Below are 17,633 nucleotides of genomic sequence, written 5' to 3'. Positions count from 1 at the left end.
GGCACCAACTCTAAAGCGACTATACTGGATAAACAACCAGTAGTTTTGCCATGCCAGATTGTATTGTCCACCGCACTCACCGTCTCGGTCGCCAGCTCCGCGAACGGGATTGGACGCCCATACCCGGCCCAGTCACCATGTACTCAATCTACCGCGAGAACCAGCGTCGGTACGTGACCTGTTTCAAGGTCATGCGCACGGTCGACGCGGTAACCCTGCCGTCGCCCATACCTGACTTGATGGACGTTGAGCTGCTGACCTTCTCTACCGACCGGGCCATGATGGTGCGTGGCTTCGAGGAAGTCGACGGCGCCCGGTATTACCAGGGCTGGTACATCACCTGGGCTTGAATCCGGTCGGCAAGGCGTGGGCGTGCTCAATTTGCCCACCTCGGTATCGGGACCCGCGCCGACCGGCCTTGCATGTGACAGAATGAACCGGAAAGAAATCATTTATGATGTTGGAACAATTGGTTGCGAATGGCCGCCACCGTGCCTTGCATTTGGCCTACCAGCACAGACCCGAGTGATCCATTCTGAGGGACCATAATGAAGAGATATCTGATAGTTAGCACTTATCCCGAGCATGGATCAAAAAATATTGGCGACCACCTGATAACCCAATCGTTGATTAAGGCAATTAAGCACGTGAAGGGGGAAGGGGCTTCTTTTGACGTCGTGTTTAGAGAAGAGAAATGGGCCGTGGTCGAGCCCTTGCTTGAGGGGTGTGCAGGGGTGGTTTTCGCTTGCCTGGCGATACGGGACAACATGGCCGAAAAGGAATATCCTTTTCTAGCCAAGGTATTGGAACGTGATATCCCTATCAGCGTCATAGCAGCCGGCACTGCGGTAAATCTGGCAGGAAGCAAGATTGCCTTTAATTTCACGCAGCAGACTATAGACCTGCTCAGGGCCTTGGATAAGCGAGCGTGTGTTTTTACGACCAGAGACTACCTGACGCAAACCATATGCCGCCGGCTCGGGTTGACGAACACTAGCTTCTCAGGCGATATCGCTTTTTTTAGCGGCTCGAGCGGATCGAGGTTCGATGTCAACGGGGCAATCAGGAGGATCGTCGTTTCCGATCCGCACCGCCATAACATCTTCAAAGATAGTTTCTGCGTCGTGATTCGAGGATTAAAGCAGCTATTTCCGGGGGCCGAGGTGGTGGTCGCTCTCCATGGTGTCAATCCAGGCGTCGAGGAAACAGCAAAAGACCTTTCTGTGCCGTTCAGAAGAATATATGAAAATCGAGAAAACGGTCTGGACTTCTATAACGATGTCGATCTACATGTCGGCTTCCGAGTTCACGCCCACGTTTCGGCGCTTGGGCGTCGAAAATTATCCTATCTTATAGAGCAGGATGGCAGAGGAGCTGGCTATGGGTTGACGATAAATGGCAGAGTATCGACACCTAGTTTTTATCGACCGCCAGCGACCATTGTGGATAGGGTGCGGCGAAAGATAGGCATGAGGGCTAGGGATGTTGGGGTGTCCACCGTTCCTGCTGAACTCACCCTATCGCTGATCGAGAACGACCGCGATAGCAACTTCAAAAAATTTCTGCATCTCGAAAGTCAACTCAACGAGTTTGACCAAAATATTATCGGGTCCATAGCAAAAATTAGGTGAGGGAGTCCACTGTGCTGACGCCCAAGTGATCGCACGTGAGACAAAGCCAAGCCGCGCGCCGGTTTTTTGCCTCAGTGGGGCGCCGTGACTGGCCGGTCAATGCGATGCAGGTTGGTTCGCCACAGCGCCCTTAGCGTCTTCGGTCGTCGCGGCCACACAGCCTTTCCCAGGTCTGATTGCCGTCCCGAATCTGCCGTCGCACAGGCGCTGGCGTGGCCATCACCTGCTCGGCGGTGTCGAACCAAATCGGCAGTGCTTGATCGCAGTACTCAACGCCCACCCTTGCCGGCCGGCTTGCGCACCCAGTTATCTGCCAGCTCAGCAGCGATAGCATCGTCAGCCATAGCAGCCGTTTCATTGCGCACCTCCTGCGCTTCCCGGCGCGCCTGGGCGGCCTGTTCGTTGATCTTGGCGTCACGCTCCGTGCGTTCAGCCGCTTTGCCGCTGGAACGGCCGCGCAGGTAGGCGCCTGCCACGGCCACCAGCGCCACCACCGCGGCAACGATGTAGCCACCGAAGCTACTCAGCAGGCTTGTCAGCATCGGCACCCCCTTGTTTGATGAATCGGCCCAGCGCGCCCAGCACCAGCGTGGCGACCGATACACCGCTCACCCAGCTTGACGGGATACCTGCCTTCAGGTCGTCCGGCATTGCCATCCAAGCGCCCTGCACGGCCACCACCACGGCGATGCAGTTCACCGATATCCATCGCCAGCCGCGCCGCCAGTCCTCGACAAGTTTCAGTTTCATGTGCCTTCCTTAAAGTGCCAGATGTTTGTCCGCATCTGCTCGGACATGCGGTGCGCACGTTCGGGCGTCTGGCGCGCCCACAGGCTGGCCAGCATGCCGCGCGCGGCACCGTCACAGTCCCCAGCCTTGACCATGGCCAGGGTGTTCTCGAAGCTCAGCAACCCATCGACGCCCATCTGGAACGCCATGGCCATCAGCACGGCGCGCCGCGCGTCGGGCAAATCGCGCCACCAGGGCAACCGACGGTCCAGTTCGGCCTCTTTCTCGGCGATGTCATTGCTCAGCAGCAGGGCCGATTCCGCCGTGCTGATGCCGCCGCCCTTGCGCTTGTCGATGAGCCGGCCCACCCCGATGGTCAGGTAGCCCAGGTGATCCCGGTAGGCGTGCAAGACTTCACCCTCGTCGCCGCGCAGCAGCCGTGTCAATTCGTTGATCATTCGCCTATTCCCAATTTCTTCTTGAAGCCGATCCAGAGGACGGCCAACAGCCCCAGGATCACCGCCCAGGTGCTGGACTTGGCCACGTGGATAAAAATCGCGCTGCGCATCCGCTTGCGCTCGAGTGCTTCTTCGATCAGGAGTTCGTGATAGCGTCGGTGGCCATCCAGGTCGCCGTCAGGAAATGCCGTCTTGACTGTGGCCGACAGCGCCACCATTTCCTTGTGCAGGGCGTCGTACTTGGAATCCTGGGCCCGCGCGGCGGCGGCTTGCAGCGCCTCGACCGCGGCCAGAATCGCCTTGGTATCCGGGCTCAGGGCGTTCTTTTCTGTTTCCACCGGAACCTCTTCGAGTGGTCTTGCTGATGGCGCAAAAAAGCCCGCCGAAGCGGGCTGATAGAGGCGCAAAAGGTCAGGTGGGCGGCAGTACCAGTGCGGGCAGCTCCGCGATCAAGCCTTCATCGGTGGGAATGTCCCGCGTGCCGGCCTGCACCTCCCCCAGGATTGCGTAGCACTTGTCCCACACCAGCGAACGCCATTCGCGAAAGGCCTGGCCTTCGGCCTGAAACTTCGGCACGGCCGGTTCCTCGGCGTAGGTAACGGCATTCGCGATATCGTCGTATCGCAGCGCGCGGGCGGCGTCGTCCATGTGCTTCTGCACGACGGCGACTTTTTGTACCTCGATTTGCGCGGGCGTCGGCGGCAGAGGGTCCGCCAATGCTGGGAAGCCGCTTTCATCGGCAACGATGCGCTTGCCGTCAGACTGTCCCGCCAGCAATTGCGAATACAGTTCGTCGGTAATCTCGACGGCATCGGCAGGCATAGCCTTGCCGTGCATTTTGGCAGAGTAGAAGCCGCCAGTTTCGACAGAATAGAACATTTCGATTTTCCCGGTTAGCGCCCGATGGCAAATACGTCGATACGATTTCCGGCAACCGTGCTGAACGTAACGGACGTCGAGCTCAAATTGGAGCTTCGCGGGGCGGATGCCGCATACTCGTTGGCATCGCCAATCACGACTAGGGACCCCGACGCCAAAAAACACTCGCTGGGGAATGCGACAGGGAAAACAAAAGTCGTATTGGCCGCTACCGTTACGACGCTTCCCCATTGCAGAATCAGGCCGTTCGGAAGCTTCGTCCAACCATTGCCCGCTGCCGACCAGTTAGCCCCGCCGAAGGCGTCGGCCAACTTCTTCGGCGTCAGCGCCGTTGCGTCGTCGGTGAGCCCCTGAGCCAACGCAGTGGTAGCCAGCTTGAGCACGCCGGCAAGTTCGGTCGTCGCCTGTCCAGGCACATTGGCGTCCAGCAATGCGAGCAGGGAACCGAGATCGCTGGCCGCCAGTTCAATCCCCCTGGCATCCGCTGCCGTCTTGATCTGCCCGAACAGCCACGCAAGCTTCTGGTCGGTGAGCTGCTGCACCGCGTTGAACTGCTCGACCGTAGGAGGGCTCGCGCCGATGAAGGACCAGCCGAGCTTGTACTGGGCATCATCGAAGGTCTCGACTATGCCGTTCTGAGCCCAGTTGAACGAAAACCCATTGAAAAAATCGACGTTCATGATGCTCCTTTAATTGGTCGGTACCGAAAAGTCGACCCAGGGCCAGCCGGCCCAGTTGTGCGGCATGTCCAGCTCGGCGGGCTGACTGCCCACCACATTGCCGTCGGCATCCAGTTCCACAACCGGGGCCAAGTGGGCGAGCAGCACCGCCTCGTCCAGCGGTTGGATCGTGGCCAGGCCGGCCGCCTCATCCCATTGACACAGCGCCACAATCGGCCAATCCATGCCCAGGCCAGGCATGACGGCCGGATCGAAGTTGTCGCCGGCCAGGCCATCGACGAGTTCGTAGCCGTCCGCCACCGTGGTGCCTGGCATGGGCAGCACGAACTGCGCGAATACGCTGGAGATAGCCGCCTGCTGCTCCGCGGTCAGGCTGTCGAACCGTGTGCCTGCCGGCAACCGAAGAATTGCGCGCTTCACGATGTCAGCTCCTGAAGTTCGGCGGCAGCCCGCGAGATCGGCCAGTAGGACAGTCGATGTGTGAGCATGTGAGAGACGGCCCCGCTGCCCCGCACACCCAACCTGAGGCGCGAGAGGCCGCCAGGCACAGCCCCAGCGACCACGATGGCGGCGTCGCCATTGAATGACACCAGCCAACCACTGGGGCCGTAGGAAAAGGCCACCCCGCAGACCGTGCCAGTCGGCACTGTCCCAAGCCCGGCGTCGAAGATGTTGGCGCCGTCCGCCCGCGGCGTAAGGCGCCAGGTCTGGCCGGCGGACGATGTGCGAATGCTGATCTGGTTGGCCTGCCCTGTACCGCCATCATCGATCACCAGGATCGTCGAGTCCGAAATGCCGTCTCCCAGGTTGGCCGCCTCGATGAGAAACGTCCCTTCGATGGGGTTGAACCAGCTGCTGAACTCGGCGCCGTCGACCGTCGCCACGTCTTCCGCGCGGCTCACGGCCGTCCCTGCCGTGGGAATGAACGAGTTGCGAGCACTGCCAGCGGTCAGCTGGGCGCGGCGGACATAGATGCCCGAAGACCCGTCACCGGCGTAGGTGGCATTGCCCTGGCCGCCGGTGGGTCCGAAGTAAATGCCGAACTGCATGGCGGACACGTCTTCGGCAAAGGTCACCTGCACCGACAGCCGAAAGCCGTCCTCGTCCCGGTCCAGCCACGCAGACCCCGTGGCGGTGCCCACCGGCACGACCTCGGTGACCTGGTTGGCGAGGTCAAAGCGCACCAGGCAGCCGTTGCCGCCCACGTTCGGGTACAGAACGAGAGCCTGCCGGCCGATATCCGGCTTGACCGACAGCGACATGACGAACTCGCGGCCCGCCGTCACCGCCACGTTGCGATACAGCCGCCGCTGCCCGGTGGCCGCGTCTTCGGTCAGGCGGGTCCATCCGTCCGAGCCGCGCACGCCCGGGACTTGATTCAGCGCCGTCCAGATGGCATTCGTGAAATCGTCGGAGAAGGTGACGAAGTTGGTGGCGCGCGGCTCCAGGCGCAACCCAAGGGCGGCGCCGGTAACCGAGTCGTGGTCGAAGCGCGGTTCGTTCACGGCCGCGGTACGCATGAGGCGATCAGGGCCGTGAAGTGTCGCCGTGGTGGTCCGCAGGAACGTCCAGGCCGGGCTCAGGCGCGTCGCCCCTACAAAGCGCTCGTCCAGCGACGGATACGGCCCGCTGCCGTACAGCGCTTGGCGGATCGCCGTGCGCAGCGCGTCGAGTGCGGCCGGCAGGCCCACCACGCCGGCCTGCGGGATATCGCCCAGCAGCGGCGCCGCGTCGGCGATGTCGCGACGCAGATAGCGCCCATCGTGGTCGCCGCCGATCTTGTGCCCTGCCAGCCCATCCAGGGCGTCGTTGGCAGCCGTCGCAGCATTGCTGGCGGCGGTGCCGGCCGCAACGGCGGCGGCTTGAGCCGCGCCAGCCTTTTGGTCGAGAAAACGGATGTTGCCATCAACCTCTTCATCTTCCAGCGGCCGCCCGGCCTCCACTTTGTAGATCAGTTCATCGGCCATAAGCCATCCATGTGCAAAGCGACGCCATCAGAAGCACTGCGTCGAAACGTTGTAGTTACCGGCGAAATAGGTGGGGGCATAGCCATTGGCGACAGTGAAGCACCCGCCTCCCGTGCCATTGCGGATGTCATGGGAAATGACGCCCACCCCGAAGCCGTAATAGCCTTGGTTGAGAAATCCGAACGGCTTGTCGCTGGACACCGTTATGACTTTGATCCCCACCCCGGCCGCCACTGGAATCCACCGATGCGGGTCATTCAGCAAGGCCTCTGCCGTGCTCGGGATGCGGTTCATCCAGATGCGGACCTTGGCGTTGCCGGCATCCTGGACCACCACACGCGTCACATCGAAAATCGGCTTGATGGCCGCGATGATCTCGGGCGTCGTGCCGTACCCGTTATTGACGGCGATCTTCCAGTACAGCAGCTTGCGGTATTCGTAGTCGGGCAGCGTGGTCGAGCCCGCCACCGTGCGCTCGTAGCGCCGGCGGATGCGCGCCCGAGAGAAGCCCTCGACACTGGGCTGGCCCACGAATCCGAAAAAGGCCACGAATACGGCATTGTCCAGCACCCGCGACAGGCCTACGATCTCGCCGATGCCGTCGAGTTGCTTGCCTTCGGCAGCATCCAGCCAGCGCTTGTCGTATAGGTCGCGCAGCGCCCCTTGCAGACCTTCGGCAGGCTTCAGCAACGCCTTCACCAGCGCCTGCAAGCGTGGCTTGCCGTCGAATTGCGACAGCCAGTGATCCCAGGCAACCTGCCCATGGTCTTGGTTCAAGTCCATCACGTCACCTCGACCCGGGTAGCATCAAACTTGGCAACCTCGAATTCCTGGATCGGGACGTTCTCGGCGCTGTAGTCGCCCTGGGTTGGAACGAAGCCCGGATCAGTGGAATGGGCAAAGACCAGATCCACCATGGCGATCCCCTGGGTCTGGTAGATCGCGCAGAAGAAGCGCTGCTGCAGCACGTCCTGGCTGATCTGGTGGGCCTGGCCCGTGGCCAGGATAGCGGCCGCCACTCGGGCGTAGCCATCAGTCGGGAATTCCTGCTCGCTTGCTGGCAGCAGCGTCAGGCTGGCTTTGACCCAGACATAAACGGGCGCCGGCCGGTCGAAGCGGATCAGGTGATTGGCGCCCTCGTCGTCTTCGACCGACACCACCACACTGCCATACGTGTCGATCCCGCCGGCCTTGGTCCGGAAGATAGCGTCCCCGATTTCATCGTCCAGGCCGCCATCGACGACCACGTGCAGCGAGTGAGGCGGGCGGCCCGAGGCGTCCACCACATCGGAATCGTTCTGGTAGACCTTGATCGCCGCCACGCCCACCACCTTGTCACGCACGTTCGGCGCGATGCTGGGCAGCGTCGCCGCGCCCAGTCGAGACAGGCCGCTCGGATAGCGCGCACGCAACTCGGCGTCGTTCTCGGCCAACCGGCCCGGCGCCGAGGCCTGCAGGTTGTCGACTGCATCCCAGCCATCGACACGCGTGACAATGCCGGTCAGCGTGCCGGGCGCCGCATCCTCCGCCACCGCCGTCAGAGTTTCGACCAGGGCCGGGGAGCCGACCTGGTCGAAGGCGATATTGGCCGATACTGAAACAGTGAAGTCCTGCCGGCCATCGGACTGGATTCGCACCGCGGCGCCGTTGCTGGACACCGCGTAGGCGCTGGTGCTCAATGCCGCCACGAGGCCGGACAGAATCTCGGCAATGCTGGCCGTGGCGTCTGACGTGTACGCATAGGCTGTGCCGTCGACCGTCACCGTGTAGGTGGTCGAATCCGCCACAGTCGGCACCAGCGAGACGTCAGCCGCGCCGCCAGTGGCAATCACCGCATCTTCAACCGTCGCCCAGAGGGTCTGGGTCAGCACGTTGCTGATTTGGGCGCCGGCCGGTACCACGGTGCCAGGCTGGCCATACAGCACAACGTAGGCACGCGATTTCTCGTCGGCCAGGCGGGTAACGCCCGTGAACGACACAGCGCGGTCCAGCGATACTCCGGTGGCCGAACCCGGGTACATGGCGTAGTAGACGCCCTCAGCCTGTTCCCATAGCGCGGCCTCCCGCTCGGCGAAGGTGTCGATGACCAACCCAAAAATGCTGTCAGGACGCGTCTGGACGTCACCACTGAAGCCAGCCGCCTTCAGGCGCGCCACCAGGTCGCCAACAATCTCCTGCCGGATCTCGGGCAGGCGCGGGCGCACGAACCCGTCCGGCGTTACGCCGTAGGCCATAGGGAACCTCGAAAATTGGGTGTTACAGGGTGAACTGCAGCCGGACGATGCCTTCGACCGTCTCGGCCTCGAAGTCGACTTTCAGCCGCCGCAGCGCGCGCTCGACCTGCAGATCCAGCCGGCGCACGCTCAGCACGCCCGGCACGTCCGCAATGCGGGCCCGAAAAATCGCCTCGAGCTGGGCGCGCTGCGGTGCCTTGACCATCACCTGCTCGAGATACGGGACGCCGAAATCAGTATCCAGAAACCACTCGGCCAAGAACGTCTGCAGGGTCACCTTGATCTGCTGGGCGATGCGCTCGGCACCATCGACCAGGCGGGCGTCGCCACTGGCAGCCAGCGCCAGGTCGTGATCGTCGGCCAGTAGTAGGTCCAGGCTCATTGCGGTGGGTCCGTGATGCCGCCATCGTAGGGATGGCGGTGGCTGTCGCCGATATTCTTGCCGTTGTGGGAAATGCCACCGCCTTCGAATTTGACGTCGCCGGTGATCTTGATCGTGCTGCCTTCCCCACCCTCGCCAGTCATGCCTTGCGTGTATGCCAGCAAGCCGTTGACCAGCAGCGGGCCGTTGAAGGTGCCCTGTTCCATATTGACGGTCCACCGCTTGACGTTCATGGTCAGGTCACCGGCGGGCGACAGTTTCACGGTGCCCGGCCCGTACTGGATGCTGAGGTTCTCGGTGTCGGCCGCCGCCGCGCCGGGCCGCATCACTGGCGCGGCGAAGCAGTCGGTCAGGTCGAACTGCCGGGGATCGTCGGGGGGCTCGTCGCTGCCGGCCAGCCAGGATTCCAGGGCACGCTCAGAAAAGTGCAGCACCACAGGATCGCCGGCCTTCAGCGGAACGCTGATCAGCGCCAGCGCGCCGGCCACGTCGCCCACCGGCCAGCACACCGGCACGCTGACGATCTGCGGCGCCGGCAGGACTTGGCCGTTGGCCAGTTGCTTGGGCAATGCCGGTCGGACCACGGCCATCTTGCCGTCGTAGGCCACGACGACGCCCGGCAGCGTGGTGTGGACCTCGGCCAGCTCGGCGGCGATGAGGCGGCGCAGGTCGGTTACAGGATCGGTCATGGTCGGGCCTTCTTGCGGGCTGCGTAGCGGTCTACCAGGTCCAACTGGGTCTGCCAGTCGCCGCCGTCGCTGTCACCCACGTGACGCACGCCGTCCGCGCGGTAGAAGCCCTGGACGCTGCGGCTTTCCAGCTTCACCAGGTCGCCCGGGTTGATGGTCGGCAACAGCAACGAGGTCACCCGCCACCCTGCTCGCTGCTGGCGCTGGCTGACGATCTCGCGCACATCGCCGGTATCGCGGTCCTTGACGCGCGCCTTCTCGCGGGCACCCTCGCGCGTGCGCTCCGGGTAGCCGATCAGGCCGGAATCAGCGGCCAGCACCACCGCCTGGCGCCGCGTCGTGCCGCCCCTGGCGATCACCTGCAGCTGCTGATTCTGGATAGACCACTCCAGTCCTGCGCCGGCCGCCACCTTGTGCAGCGCCTGGCGCGCTGGGCCGTAAAACGAGAAGCCATGCGCCCAGGTTCGATCGGGCGCGCCATCTTCCATCACCAGCGGCAGCCCCATCTGGCGAGCGATCTCGCCGATGATGACCGAAGCGCGGGCCCCGGGGCCATAGCCCAGAGATACCGCAGTGTCGCGGATCTCCACGTAGCCGTCGCGCACCTCGAGCTCGGTCACCACGTCAGGACCGTCGAAAGCCGTGTAGGCGAAGGTGACGGCGCCTGCCGCCATCAGCACGGGCCCATGCTCTTCGGCGTAGCCTGCATACAGCACGCAGCGCAGGTCCGGCTCTTCGATGGCGCGCCGGGTGTCGGCCGCCAGGTTGTAGATACGGATCTTGTGCGGGTTCGGCTGTTCGCTGGTCGTCTTCTCGATTTCGAAGGTAATGCGCAGCGGTTGGGTGATCTCCATGCCGCGCTGGCCAGCCTTGCCCACCACCAGCCGGTAGACCCGATCAAAGCGCGGCATTGGCGATGTCCTCGACAGTGGCGTAGACCAGCGACACGTCGCCGGCCGGCAGCGCATCACGGCTGATTGTGTTGCGACCGTCTGACGTGAGCGCCACCAGCTCGCCGGGCGGCAACGCCAGGTGCCGGTACTGCGCGAGCAGCGGCGTGTCCGGCACCACGGCGATGCCGGCGATGATGACCTCGTTATTGGCGTTTTCCACCCCCAGCACCCACAACTCGGCCTCGCTGTTCCAGGACAGCCGCAAGAAATAGGTACGCCCTTCCAGCTCAACCTCGGTCAGGCTGTCGTTGGCGTCGATGACGGGGATGGTGATCATTTCAGGATCCGAAACAAGTCCGACTGTTGCTTGGGGGTCGCCTCAGGCGTGTCGGCCTTGCCTGCGTTGGTCCTGGTCTGCCCCGCCTTGCCCTTGGCCGCAGCCGACACCTTGTCGGGCGGGATATCGGCCATGCGCAGCGCCACTTTGCGAATCTTGCGAAAACCGCACTGCACGCTGAAGAAGTCGCCCTCGTTCGTGCGCTCGATCTTGCAGGTTTCCATGGCCATGTCGGCGTATACGTCCATGCCGGTGGCGACGGCCACCGGCAGCCGCTCCGCATGGATACGGCGCAACGCCGCCTTGGCCGACACCAGCTTCGTGCGGCCCTGGGCGCCGAACAGCGTCAGGTCAGCCGCGGTGATCCAGCCAGTCAGTTGCAGGCGCTCGGAGTCCTGCACGATGTGGTCGGTCACCGGGGGGCCGTCTTCCACCACGTACTCGGTGGCACGGCTGTTCAGCTCGGTGGTCTCGCCCAGCAGTGCATCCAGCGTCACGGCGCCGATGCTGCTCTGGGCGAAGCCCTGGCCGAAGACCAGCGATACGTAGCTCATGGGCTGACCTCGACCATGGGAACTTCAGACCCGAAGGGGTTGCCGTAGCGGTTCAGCGCGCCGCCCACTCCCTTTTGCGTCGCGGCGGCCACGCTGGCCGGGTTCGTGTTGGGTGCATTCACGGTGACGCCGCCGATATTGTTTTGCACGGTGACGTTGCTGCCCGCACCGACGCGCTGCACGCTGGCTGGCGTCACGCCGTAGGCGTTGCCAAACAAGAAATCAGGCAAGTACTCCCGCAACGTGGAGTTGACAGCCTGCATACGCTTGGCCTGCTCAGAATCCGACCAGCCGGCGGGCACGAGGGCCTCCAGCGCACGTTTGGCCGCATGCAGCTTGTCGGTGACCCATACCTGGATCGCTTTGCCGATGTTCTGCATGATCTCGACGGCCTTGCTGCCCAGGAACACCAGGGGCTTGATCAGGCCGGTGAACGCGCTCTCGATGTGCTTGGCGGCCGCGTCCCAGTCGCCACGCAGCATCGCTGCCAGCCCCTTCAGCAGATCCCGGATGATCCCCAATGTCCACTTGATGACATCAAGGATGCCCTGGAACACAGTCCGCGCGATATCGCCCAGGCCGGTGAACTCGCGTCCCAAGCCAAGCGATTGCGCGGCGCTATTCGCCAGCGCCGTGGCGATATCCTCTATCGCCCACCAGATTTCCTTGGCGGCGATCAGAATCGTGTCGAGCTGGAACTGCCAGTCCTCTACGCGGCCCACCAGCGTGCCCAGGATCGAGTCGCCTCCCTGGAGCCACACCCAAATGTCCTGGCCGACGAGGTAGATCGCGGCCAGCGCCGCGGCGATAGCCAGGTAAGGCCCCAGCGAGGCCCAGGCGGCGACGCGCATGGTACGCAGCAGGCGAGTGACCCGGACGATGCCATAAGACAGCGCCGCCAGCGCGCCCACTTTGGCGATGTCGCCCAGGTTATCCACAAGGCGCTTGGTGACTGCGAAAAACAACTCGCTGGCGCTGGTCGCCCGGTTCATGGAGTCGACGATCTGGCCCCACTTGTTGGCGATCAGCGTCCAGGCGGCGCCGAAAGTCTTGGGCATGCGGTCGAATTCGCGCGCCAGCTTTTCGGACTGCTTCAGCAGCCCCTTGGCCAGCTCCTTGCTGGCCAGCTTGCCCTGCTCGCCCAACTCCTTCAGCTTGCCGACCGGCACGTCGAAGGCCTCCGCGATGGCCTGCGCCAGCCGCGGCGACTGCTCGATGATCGAATTCAGCTCGTCGCCGCGCAGCGCGCCGGCGCCCAGGGCCTGGCCAAGCTGCACCAGTGCCGCTTGCTGTGCAGAAGTACTGCCGCCGCCGATGGTCAGTGCCTGGCCGATGGCTTTCGTCAGCTGCAGAGAGTCGGCCAACGTAAGGTCGAGCTCTTTCCGATTGCGCTGGACCGACTGGAACAGGTCCGCCGTGGCAACGTACTGCTGGCGCGTGTCCTGTGCGATCTGGAAAAGGCTGCGCAGGGCTTGCTCTTGCTCGACAATGCCATCCGTCACCAGGCTCACGCGTCCGCGCACACTGGCCCATTCGTCCGCCACCCGGGCAGCGCTCAGGGCCGAAACCCCCGCCAGTACGCCACGAATCAGGCCGCCCACGCGGCTGTAGCCGTCGCCCATCTGCTTGGTTTCTGCGACGCTCTGGCGCTGGGCGGCATTCAGGGCGCGCTGGTCGCGCAGGACGTCCTGGACGCCCAGGCGCACGCCCTGCATGGCGCCCACGCCGGCCTCGCGCACCACCTGCATGCCGCGGCGCAGACGGTCGGCCACCATCGTGGCGCGCTGCTGGTAGGCGCGCAGGCCAGACTGATCGACCTGGTAACGCAGCAGCGTCACCAGTTCACGGACTACAGCCATGGGTTACCCCTTCTTTCGTGCGGCTGCCTCTTGGGCAGCCTCCTGCGCATCCAGCAGCGCGTTGATCTTGAGCAGGTCGACCAGATCGACCCGGCCAGCCTTGACGTCGGCCAGCGACGCGTGGCCGGCCAGGATCGGCCGCCAGATGATCAGCTCGCGCTCGAGGTCTTCGCGAAACTGGCCGACAGGCTCGCCATCTGTGCGCGGGCCGCGCCAAAACGGTCGAGCCAGCGCCCCAAAGGGCCTTCACAGTTCCACTTGATGACGTGGAACATCAGTTCCAGGATCTCGGTGAAGTCCTGGAAGGCGAGCTCACGGCCGCGTTTGTCCAGTTTGGCGGGTTGGGCATCCGGCAGCTCGTAGGCGACCAGGTCGGGCACGATGAGACGGTCGGCCCACGCCTTGAGGGTCTTGCCGTCCAGCGTGGTCGACAATTCCCGCAAGGCCTGGATCATGGCCTGCTCGTCACGCGGGCCATTCTCGGCACCGAAGGCCGCCGCCAGGGCGCCGCCGGCGGCCGGCAGGATGTCGCGCTGCAGGTCACCGAAGATTTCCAGGGCCTCGAAGGCGTCGAACCGCTGGATATAGAACTTCGTGTCACCGATGGTGATCTCGTGGGGCCGGGCCATCAGTCGTTACCCCCGACAAAGTAAGCGGCAGGGCCGGTTTCGAGTACCCATTCGCGGGTGCCCACGGCGTTGCCGAAGCCGGAGGCCGGCTTTTTCACGACCCACGCGACCGCCGTGAACAGCGTGGTGCCACGCAGGTCGCGCACCGTCATGGGCAGCGCGCCGCCGCCGCCGCTCAGCCGGTCGGCCTCGTTGTAGCCGGACAGCACGTCGTTGCTGCGGCTGGTCTGCTGCAGCGTCAACGTGACCCGGCAGCGCCGGTCCGATGACATGGCACGCGCCACCTCGCCGTCGGCGCCCGACGTCGAAGTGATGCCGTCGCCGATTTCCTCGATGTTCACCTGGGAATCTTCGGCGAAGCCGGTGATCTGGGAGGCCCCGAAGGTCACATTGACCTTGGCGGGGTCGTAGGTTTTTACCGTCATGGCGGCTCCGATTACAGTTCGTAGGTCAGATTGCCCTTGATCTCGACGGCGTGGATGGCGCCGGCCAGACGGGCGGTGAAGTAGACGTCGCGCAGGATGCGGTTGGCCTTGTCGTTGAACGGCACGTTCGCAGACAGCGGCGCCGTCACCGTGTAAGACGGAATCTTGCGGCCGTCTTCGTCGACTTCCTCGGGTGCGATGCCACCGCGCGCCACCCCCAGGTCGAGCACGCCGCGCATGGCGTTGGTGACGATCTGGATGCCGCCGTCGGTGTAAGGCACCTTGCCCAACTGGCCCTTCACGTTGATCAGGGCCGACACCACAGCGACCTTGATCTGCTCGGCCAGCCAGTCGCGGAAGCGGATGACGTCGATCCATTCGCCGGCGGCCACCTTGCCGCTCTGGGTGATGGCGAAATTGCGAAACGGCTCGAAGGTATTGGCATTCTTGTTGAATGCGGCCTGAGCCTGACCCTCGCGCAGGTTGTCGGCGGTGATGCCGGCCAGCTTCACGTTGGCCCAAGTCTCGGCACCCGGGTAGAAGGTGAAGCGGTTGGCGGCCACCGCCGTATCCAGCCACTCGGACGCCGCCAGAGCGTGATACCAGCAAGCCGTCCGGAAGTAGTTCTTGGCCTTCAGCTTGGACGCCAGGTCGGTGTTCAGGCCGGCATCGATGATGCCGGGATCACCAGAGGCCACCCCTTGCAGTTTCTGATTGGCCTCCACCCATTCCGCGGCGTCCAGGATATCGGCCTCGGCACGCGAAGCCAGCGACACACCGTACCAATCGCCATTTTCGGCGCGGCATTCGGTGAGCGCCACCGAAGGCGACTCGGACGTCGTGCTGGCGTTGATGACCAGGTTGCCATCGACCGCCAGCGCGAACGCCGCCCCGGCCACATCGGCATCCACAGACACCGCGGCGCCGGTGGCCAGGGCAGTCACCGGCGCCGCCGTGTTGTTGATGGCGGTAGCCAGCGCGGTGGCGATGTCGCTGGTGTCGTCGGCCGCGAGGCCCGCATAGGTGGCGGTGGCGGTCTGCACGGCCCCCTGGGCATCGCGCCAGTTCAAGGTGATCGAATAATCCACCTCGGCCGCCGCGGTGACGGTGATGCTGGCCTCGTCGACCTGGCGGCGGCCCACGTAGATGCGATTGAGCGTCGGAATCTGCTTGAAGGCGTCGCGCACCGCCATGTAAAGCGGGTCGGTAGTCGGCAGGCCCAACTCGAGCAGCTCGTCGGCCTGCGTCACGATCAGCACGCGATTGACCGACAGCGTATGGGCGGCCAGCACCAGCAGATCGGAAAAGGTTTGTTCCTTGATCGCGGTGGTGTTCAGGGAAATCTGAACGTTCACGATCCGGTCGAGATTCGCCATTGTCGTGGCTCCAAAGAAAAGGCCGCTCGAAGGCGGCCGGATGCAAGGCAGGCGGCGTCAGGGCGCCGCGGCGGGAATTTCGATGGCCGGCACCTCTGTGATGCCGCCGGACAGGCTGCCGCCGATCTCGACGCCTTCCAGCGTGCCGACGGTGTCGATCTGGGTTCCGGTGTAGCGCACGCGCAAGTCGAGGACGGCCCGCGGCTCGAAGCGCGCCTTGTCGCGCGGCACCGGAATGTCCTGGACATCGCCGACGTCGAAGACGGCCAGATCCAGACCGTTGGCGAAGTCCACGATGCTGGGAAAGCCCAGCCGCAGGCTGATTTCGTCGAGTGCCTGGAAGGCGTCGTCGCCGAAGTACTGCAGTTCGACGCCAGCTTCCCGGTGCGCGGACACCTGCTGGCCGCCGCTGTCGTCGACAGCGCCCAGGTGCACGGGCAACCGGGCGGCCGGCGTGACCTTCAGCGTGATGTAGGGCCGGCCCGGCCGCTTGCCATTGCCGTCACGGAATATGACTGGCACGTCTGCGGCCACGTGCTCGGCCAGCTCGAAGATGGCGTTTTGCGCGTCCATGGTGTTCCAGGTAAGTGTGTCCCGATGGGTCTATCGGCCTCGGCCGACTCGGCACTGCCCTCCCGGTGCCCGGATGCCCCGCCCGGTGCGGGTAGTCCTTTCCCGACGCTTTGCCCCGTCGGGCCTGGCCAGGCTGCCAGGGTTCTGCGGGCTGTCAATCGTTTTGCAGCACCGCCAGATAGCGGTAGTGCGAAATGACGCCCGACTGCCAGGGCGACACGGCCACCACCAGGTACTCACCCGGGTGCGGCGCCCGGTCCCAGACCAGACGGTCGCCGTTCTGATCGTCCTGGCCGGCCACATTCAGCACGGCCGTGGTGTAGATGCGCACGGCCGCAGTGATGCGCCGACCCTCTGGGTTCGGCTGCAGCACGTCGTGGTCGGACAGGCGGGCCGGCTGCACCGAGGCCTGGATGGTGTATGGCGCCGCGTCGGCTCCCTCGACCCACCGGCCTTTCACATAGCCGCCTTCGGCGCGCGGGCGGATAGTCTGCGGTCTGCGAAAGCCCATCAGCGCACCTTTTCGTAACGAATGGCGTTGACCAGCACGCCCTGGTCGATCAGCGGCACGTCGCTGCCCTTCTTGGCGACGGTGGATGGTGCATTCGGCACGGCCCAGCCCCTGGACTGCTGTACGTGGGCCTTTTGGTGGCGCTCGGCGAAGGTGCCCAACTGATCCAGCCCGGCGTCCGCCGACAGCCGGCCGTCCTGCACTGCCATGGCCACGCGGTCCATGGCCTGGCCCAGCACCCTGCCATTCTTTTCGGCGAAGTCACCGATGAAAGGCCGCGCCGGGATATGCTCGGTGCCGTAGTGGTTGTAGATCGCAATGTCCAGGAGATCGACGCCACTGGCCGGATCCGCGCCTGCGTCGGCCTGGATGCCGAACTTCACGCCGGCGCCATCCAGGGCCTGGGCCTGGACCATGAGGCGATTCAGCCCGCGGTCGATGGTCTTAACAGCAGCCATAGCGGCGCCTCGTTCCGACGATGATCGCTCCGGCACGGCACAGCCTGGCCAGTCGATCGTAGTTGCCGTAGAAGCCAGCCGGATCATCGGCGCCAGCCGCCCGCCCGTAGGTGCGCGACAGATCACCCTCTTTCTCGCTTACCACGCCGGCGGGCGCCACGCCGCCGCTGTCCTGGGCGGCCTGCTGTTGCAGCCGCCCATAAAGAAGCCAGGCGGCGTACCAGGCCTGTGCCTCATCCTGCTTGGCCTCGGGCAGGCACGCCGGCCGGTAGTCGGCGGCGATGTCCAGGGCCTTCTGCTTGTCCTCGGCCGACATGCCCGCCACCGCCGGCGCCAGGAAGTCCAGTAGCTCGACGGTGGCGGCCATGG

Annotated in this window: 25 protein-coding genes; 2 read left to right on the top strand and 23 right to left on the bottom strand. The window is 64.3% G+C overall.

What is annotated here, in order from left to right; all coding sequences use genetic code 11:
- Nucleotides 1-137: 137 nt before the first annotated feature.
- Together BPET_RS05100 and BPET_RS05095 are read left to right on the top strand one after the other, a co-directional pair.
- A complete protein-coding gene (locus BPET_RS05100; protein WP_041862719.1) occupies nucleotides 138-350 on the top strand; it encodes a hypothetical protein in 213 nt (70 codons plus the stop codon).
- Between the two features lie 198 nt (nucleotides 351-548).
- Nucleotides 549-1,631 carry a polysaccharide pyruvyl transferase family protein gene (locus BPET_RS05095; RefSeq protein ID WP_012248017.1) on the top strand — a complete coding sequence of 361 codons (1,083 nt, stop codon included), beginning with the start codon at nucleotides 549-551 and terminating at the stop codon, nucleotides 1,629-1,631.
- Between the two features lie 269 nt (nucleotides 1,632-1,900).
- Here BPET_RS05095 and BPET_RS05090 read toward each other — a convergent pair whose 3' ends face one another.
- From BPET_RS05090 to BPET_RS04975, 23 genes are all read right to left on the bottom strand, one after another.
- A complete protein-coding gene (locus BPET_RS05090; protein ID WP_012248016.1) occupies nucleotides 1,901-2,173 on the bottom strand; it encodes a hypothetical protein in 273 nt (90 codons plus the stop codon).
- On the bottom strand, nucleotides 2,151-2,381 hold the full coding sequence (locus BPET_RS26510; RefSeq protein WP_041863548.1) for a DUF7940 domain-containing protein: 231 nt from the start codon (nucleotides 2,379-2,381) through the stop codon (nucleotides 2,151-2,153). The genes BPET_RS05090 and BPET_RS26510 overlap by 23 nt, the downstream gene beginning before the upstream one ends.
- The gene (locus tag BPET_RS05080) at nucleotides 2,378-2,818 is read right to left on the bottom strand and encodes a glycoside hydrolase family protein (protein ID WP_012248015.1); all 441 of its coding nucleotides are present in this window, start codon (nucleotides 2,816-2,818) and stop codon (nucleotides 2,378-2,380) included. Before BPET_RS05080 ends, BPET_RS26510 begins: the two co-directional genes overlap by 4 nt.
- Nucleotides 2,815-3,156 (bottom strand): hypothetical protein, encoded by a 342-nt coding sequence (locus tag BPET_RS05075; protein ID WP_012248014.1) that lies wholly within the window; start codon nucleotides 3,154-3,156, stop codon nucleotides 2,815-2,817. Before BPET_RS05075 ends, BPET_RS05080 begins: the two co-directional genes overlap by 4 nt.
- Nucleotides 3,157-3,229: 73 nt before the next feature.
- On the bottom strand, nucleotides 3,230-3,697 hold the full coding sequence (locus tag BPET_RS05070; protein ID WP_012248013.1) for a hypothetical protein: 468 nt from the start codon (nucleotides 3,695-3,697) through the stop codon (nucleotides 3,230-3,232).
- A 14-nt stretch (nucleotides 3,698-3,711) separates the two neighbouring features.
- Nucleotides 3,712-4,377 (bottom strand): gp53-like domain-containing protein, encoded by a 666-nt coding sequence (locus BPET_RS05060; RefSeq protein WP_012248012.1) that lies wholly within the window; start codon nucleotides 4,375-4,377, stop codon nucleotides 3,712-3,714.
- 9 nt (nucleotides 4,378-4,386) lie between these two features.
- A complete protein-coding gene (locus BPET_RS05055; RefSeq protein WP_012248011.1) occupies nucleotides 4,387-4,797 on the bottom strand; it encodes a hypothetical protein in 411 nt (136 codons plus the stop codon).
- Nucleotides 4,794-6,344, bottom strand: coding sequence for a phage head spike fiber domain-containing protein (locus BPET_RS05050; protein ID WP_012248010.1), 1,551 nt, complete (start codon nucleotides 6,342-6,344; stop codon nucleotides 4,794-4,796). The genes BPET_RS05055 and BPET_RS05050 overlap by 4 nt, the downstream gene beginning before the upstream one ends.
- Nucleotides 6,345-6,371: 27 nt before the next feature.
- On the bottom strand, nucleotides 6,372-7,127 hold the full coding sequence (locus tag BPET_RS05045) for a DUF2612 domain-containing protein (RefSeq protein WP_012248009.1): 756 nt from the start codon (nucleotides 7,125-7,127) through the stop codon (nucleotides 6,372-6,374).
- Nucleotides 7,127-8,578, bottom strand: coding sequence for a baseplate J/gp47 family protein (locus BPET_RS05040; protein ID WP_012248008.1), 1,452 nt, complete (start codon nucleotides 8,576-8,578; stop codon nucleotides 7,127-7,129). The genes BPET_RS05045 and BPET_RS05040 overlap by 1 nt, the downstream gene beginning before the upstream one ends.
- Nucleotides 8,579-8,600: 22 nt before the next feature.
- Nucleotides 8,601-8,960: a hypothetical protein gene (locus BPET_RS05035; RefSeq protein WP_012248007.1), complete on the bottom strand. Its 360-nt coding sequence runs from the start codon at nucleotides 8,958-8,960 to the stop codon at nucleotides 8,601-8,603.
- Nucleotides 8,957-9,649, bottom strand: a complete 693-nt coding sequence (locus BPET_RS05030; protein ID WP_012248006.1) for a Gp138 family membrane-puncturing spike protein — start codon at nucleotides 9,647-9,649, stop codon at nucleotides 8,957-8,959. Before BPET_RS05030 ends, BPET_RS05035 begins: the two co-directional genes overlap by 4 nt.
- The gene (locus BPET_RS05025) at nucleotides 9,646-10,560 is read right to left on the bottom strand and encodes a phage protein (RefSeq protein ID WP_012248005.1); all 915 of its coding nucleotides are present in this window, start codon (nucleotides 10,558-10,560) and stop codon (nucleotides 9,646-9,648) included. Before BPET_RS05025 ends, BPET_RS05030 begins: the two co-directional genes overlap by 4 nt.
- The gene (locus BPET_RS05020; RefSeq protein ID WP_012248004.1) at nucleotides 10,547-10,879 is read right to left on the bottom strand and encodes a phage baseplate plug family protein; all 333 of its coding nucleotides are present in this window, start codon (nucleotides 10,877-10,879) and stop codon (nucleotides 10,547-10,549) included. Before BPET_RS05020 ends, BPET_RS05025 begins: the two co-directional genes overlap by 14 nt.
- A complete protein-coding gene (locus BPET_RS05015; protein ID WP_012248003.1) occupies nucleotides 10,876-11,433 on the bottom strand; it encodes a phage baseplate protein in 558 nt (185 codons plus the stop codon). The genes BPET_RS05020 and BPET_RS05015 overlap by 4 nt, the downstream gene beginning before the upstream one ends.
- The gene (locus tag BPET_RS05010; RefSeq protein WP_012248002.1) at nucleotides 11,430-13,292 is read right to left on the bottom strand and encodes a tape measure protein; all 1,863 of its coding nucleotides are present in this window, start codon (nucleotides 13,290-13,292) and stop codon (nucleotides 11,430-11,432) included. Before BPET_RS05010 ends, BPET_RS05015 begins: the two co-directional genes overlap by 4 nt.
- A gap of 149 nt (nucleotides 13,293-13,441) precedes the next feature.
- Nucleotides 13,442-13,921, bottom strand: a complete 480-nt coding sequence (locus BPET_RS05005) for a phage tail assembly chaperone (protein WP_012248001.1) — start codon at nucleotides 13,919-13,921, stop codon at nucleotides 13,442-13,444.
- Complete coding sequence (locus BPET_RS05000; protein WP_012248000.1) at nucleotides 13,921-14,346, bottom strand: phage structural protein; 426 nt, start codon at nucleotides 14,344-14,346, stop codon at nucleotides 13,921-13,923. The genes BPET_RS05005 and BPET_RS05000 overlap by 1 nt, the downstream gene beginning before the upstream one ends.
- A gap of 11 nt (nucleotides 14,347-14,357) precedes the next feature.
- A complete protein-coding gene (locus BPET_RS04995; protein WP_012247999.1) occupies nucleotides 14,358-15,722 on the bottom strand; it encodes a DUF3383 domain-containing protein in 1,365 nt (454 codons plus the stop codon).
- 57 nt (nucleotides 15,723-15,779) lie between these two features.
- Nucleotides 15,780-16,295, bottom strand: coding sequence for a phage neck terminator protein (locus BPET_RS04990; protein ID WP_012247998.1), 516 nt, complete (start codon nucleotides 16,293-16,295; stop codon nucleotides 15,780-15,782).
- Nucleotides 16,296-16,449: 154 nt separating this feature from the next.
- Nucleotides 16,450-16,806 (bottom strand): hypothetical protein, encoded by a 357-nt coding sequence (locus BPET_RS04985; RefSeq protein WP_012247997.1) that lies wholly within the window; start codon nucleotides 16,804-16,806, stop codon nucleotides 16,450-16,452.
- Nucleotides 16,806-17,264, bottom strand: a complete 459-nt coding sequence (locus BPET_RS04980) for a hypothetical protein (RefSeq protein ID WP_012247996.1) — start codon at nucleotides 17,262-17,264, stop codon at nucleotides 16,806-16,808. The genes BPET_RS04985 and BPET_RS04980 overlap by 1 nt, the downstream gene beginning before the upstream one ends.
- Complete coding sequence (locus tag BPET_RS04975; protein ID WP_012247995.1) at nucleotides 17,251-17,631, bottom strand: DUF4054 domain-containing protein; 381 nt, start codon at nucleotides 17,629-17,631, stop codon at nucleotides 17,251-17,253. The genes BPET_RS04980 and BPET_RS04975 overlap by 14 nt, the downstream gene beginning before the upstream one ends.
- Between the last annotated feature and the right edge of the window lie 2 nt (nucleotides 17,632-17,633).

Source organism: Bordetella petrii (assembly GCF_000067205.1).
In the GTDB taxonomy this organism is placed as follows: Bacteria; Pseudomonadota; Gammaproteobacteria; order Burkholderiales; family Burkholderiaceae_B; genus Bordetella_A; species Bordetella_A petrii.
Note: the sequence above shows the minus strand (reverse complement) of the source record. Positions and strands in the feature narration are given on the sequence as shown.

Coding starts and splice junctions, on each gene's coding strand:
- BPET_RS05100 (WP_041862719.1), top strand. CDS start 138: ATGTACTCAATCTACCGCGAGAACCAGCGTCGGTACGTGACCTGTTTC.
- BPET_RS05095 (WP_012248017.1), top strand. CDS start 549: ATGAAGAGATATCTGATAGTTAGCACTTATCCCGAGCATGGATCAAAA.
- BPET_RS05090 (WP_012248016.1), bottom strand. CDS start 2,173: ATGCTGACAAGCCTGCTGAGTAGCTTCGGTGGCTACATCGTTGCCGCG.
- BPET_RS26510 (WP_041863548.1), bottom strand. CDS start 2,381: ATGAAACTGAAACTTGTCGAGGACTGGCGGCGCGGCTGGCGATGGATA.
- BPET_RS05080 (WP_012248015.1), bottom strand. CDS start 2,818: ATGATCAACGAATTGACACGGCTGCTGCGCGGCGACGAGGGTGAAGTC.
- BPET_RS05070 (WP_012248013.1), bottom strand. CDS start 3,697: ATGTTCTATTCTGTCGAAACTGGCGGCTTCTACTCTGCCAAAATGCAC.
- BPET_RS05060 (WP_012248012.1), bottom strand. CDS start 4,377: ATGAACGTCGATTTTTTCAATGGGTTTTCGTTCAACTGGGCTCAGAAC.
- BPET_RS05050 (WP_012248010.1), bottom strand. CDS start 6,344: ATGGCCGATGAACTGATCTACAAAGTGGAGGCCGGGCGGCCGCTGGAA.
- BPET_RS05045 (WP_012248009.1), bottom strand. CDS start 7,127: ATGGACTTGAACCAAGACCATGGGCAGGTTGCCTGGGATCACTGGCTG.
- BPET_RS05040 (WP_012248008.1), bottom strand. CDS start 8,578: ATGGCCTACGGCGTAACGCCGGACGGGTTCGTGCGCCCGCGCCTGCCC.
- BPET_RS05035 (WP_012248007.1), bottom strand. CDS start 8,960: ATGAGCCTGGACCTACTACTGGCCGACGATCACGACCTGGCGCTGGCT.
- BPET_RS05030 (WP_012248006.1), bottom strand. CDS start 9,649: ATGACCGATCCTGTAACCGACCTGCGCCGCCTCATCGCCGCCGAGCTG.
- BPET_RS05025 (WP_012248005.1), bottom strand. CDS start 10,560: ATGCCGCGCTTTGATCGGGTCTACCGGCTGGTGGTGGGCAAGGCTGGC.
- BPET_RS05020 (WP_012248004.1), bottom strand. CDS start 10,879: ATGATCACCATCCCCGTCATCGACGCCAACGACAGCCTGACCGAGGTT.
- BPET_RS05015 (WP_012248003.1), bottom strand. CDS start 11,433: ATGAGCTACGTATCGCTGGTCTTCGGCCAGGGCTTCGCCCAGAGCAGC.
- BPET_RS05010 (WP_012248002.1), bottom strand. CDS start 13,292: ATGGCTGTAGTCCGTGAACTGGTGACGCTGCTGCGTTACCAGGTCGAT.
- BPET_RS05005 (WP_012248001.1), bottom strand. CDS start 13,921: ATGGCCCGGCCCCACGAGATCACCATCGGTGACACGAAGTTCTATATC.
- BPET_RS05000 (WP_012248000.1), bottom strand. CDS start 14,346: ATGACGGTAAAAACCTACGACCCCGCCAAGGTCAATGTGACCTTCGGG.
- BPET_RS04995 (WP_012247999.1), bottom strand. CDS start 15,722: ATGGCGAATCTCGACCGGATCGTGAACGTTCAGATTTCCCTGAACACC.
- BPET_RS04990 (WP_012247998.1), bottom strand. CDS start 16,295: ATGGACGCGCAAAACGCCATCTTCGAGCTGGCCGAGCACGTGGCCGCA.
- BPET_RS04985 (WP_012247997.1), bottom strand. CDS start 16,806: ATGGGCTTTCGCAGACCGCAGACTATCCGCCCGCGCGCCGAAGGCGGC.
- BPET_RS04980 (WP_012247996.1), bottom strand. CDS start 17,264: ATGGCTGCTGTTAAGACCATCGACCGCGGGCTGAATCGCCTCATGGTC.
- BPET_RS04975 (WP_012247995.1), bottom strand. CDS start 17,631: ATGGCCGCCACCGTCGAGCTACTGGACTTCCTGGCGCCGGCGGTGGCG.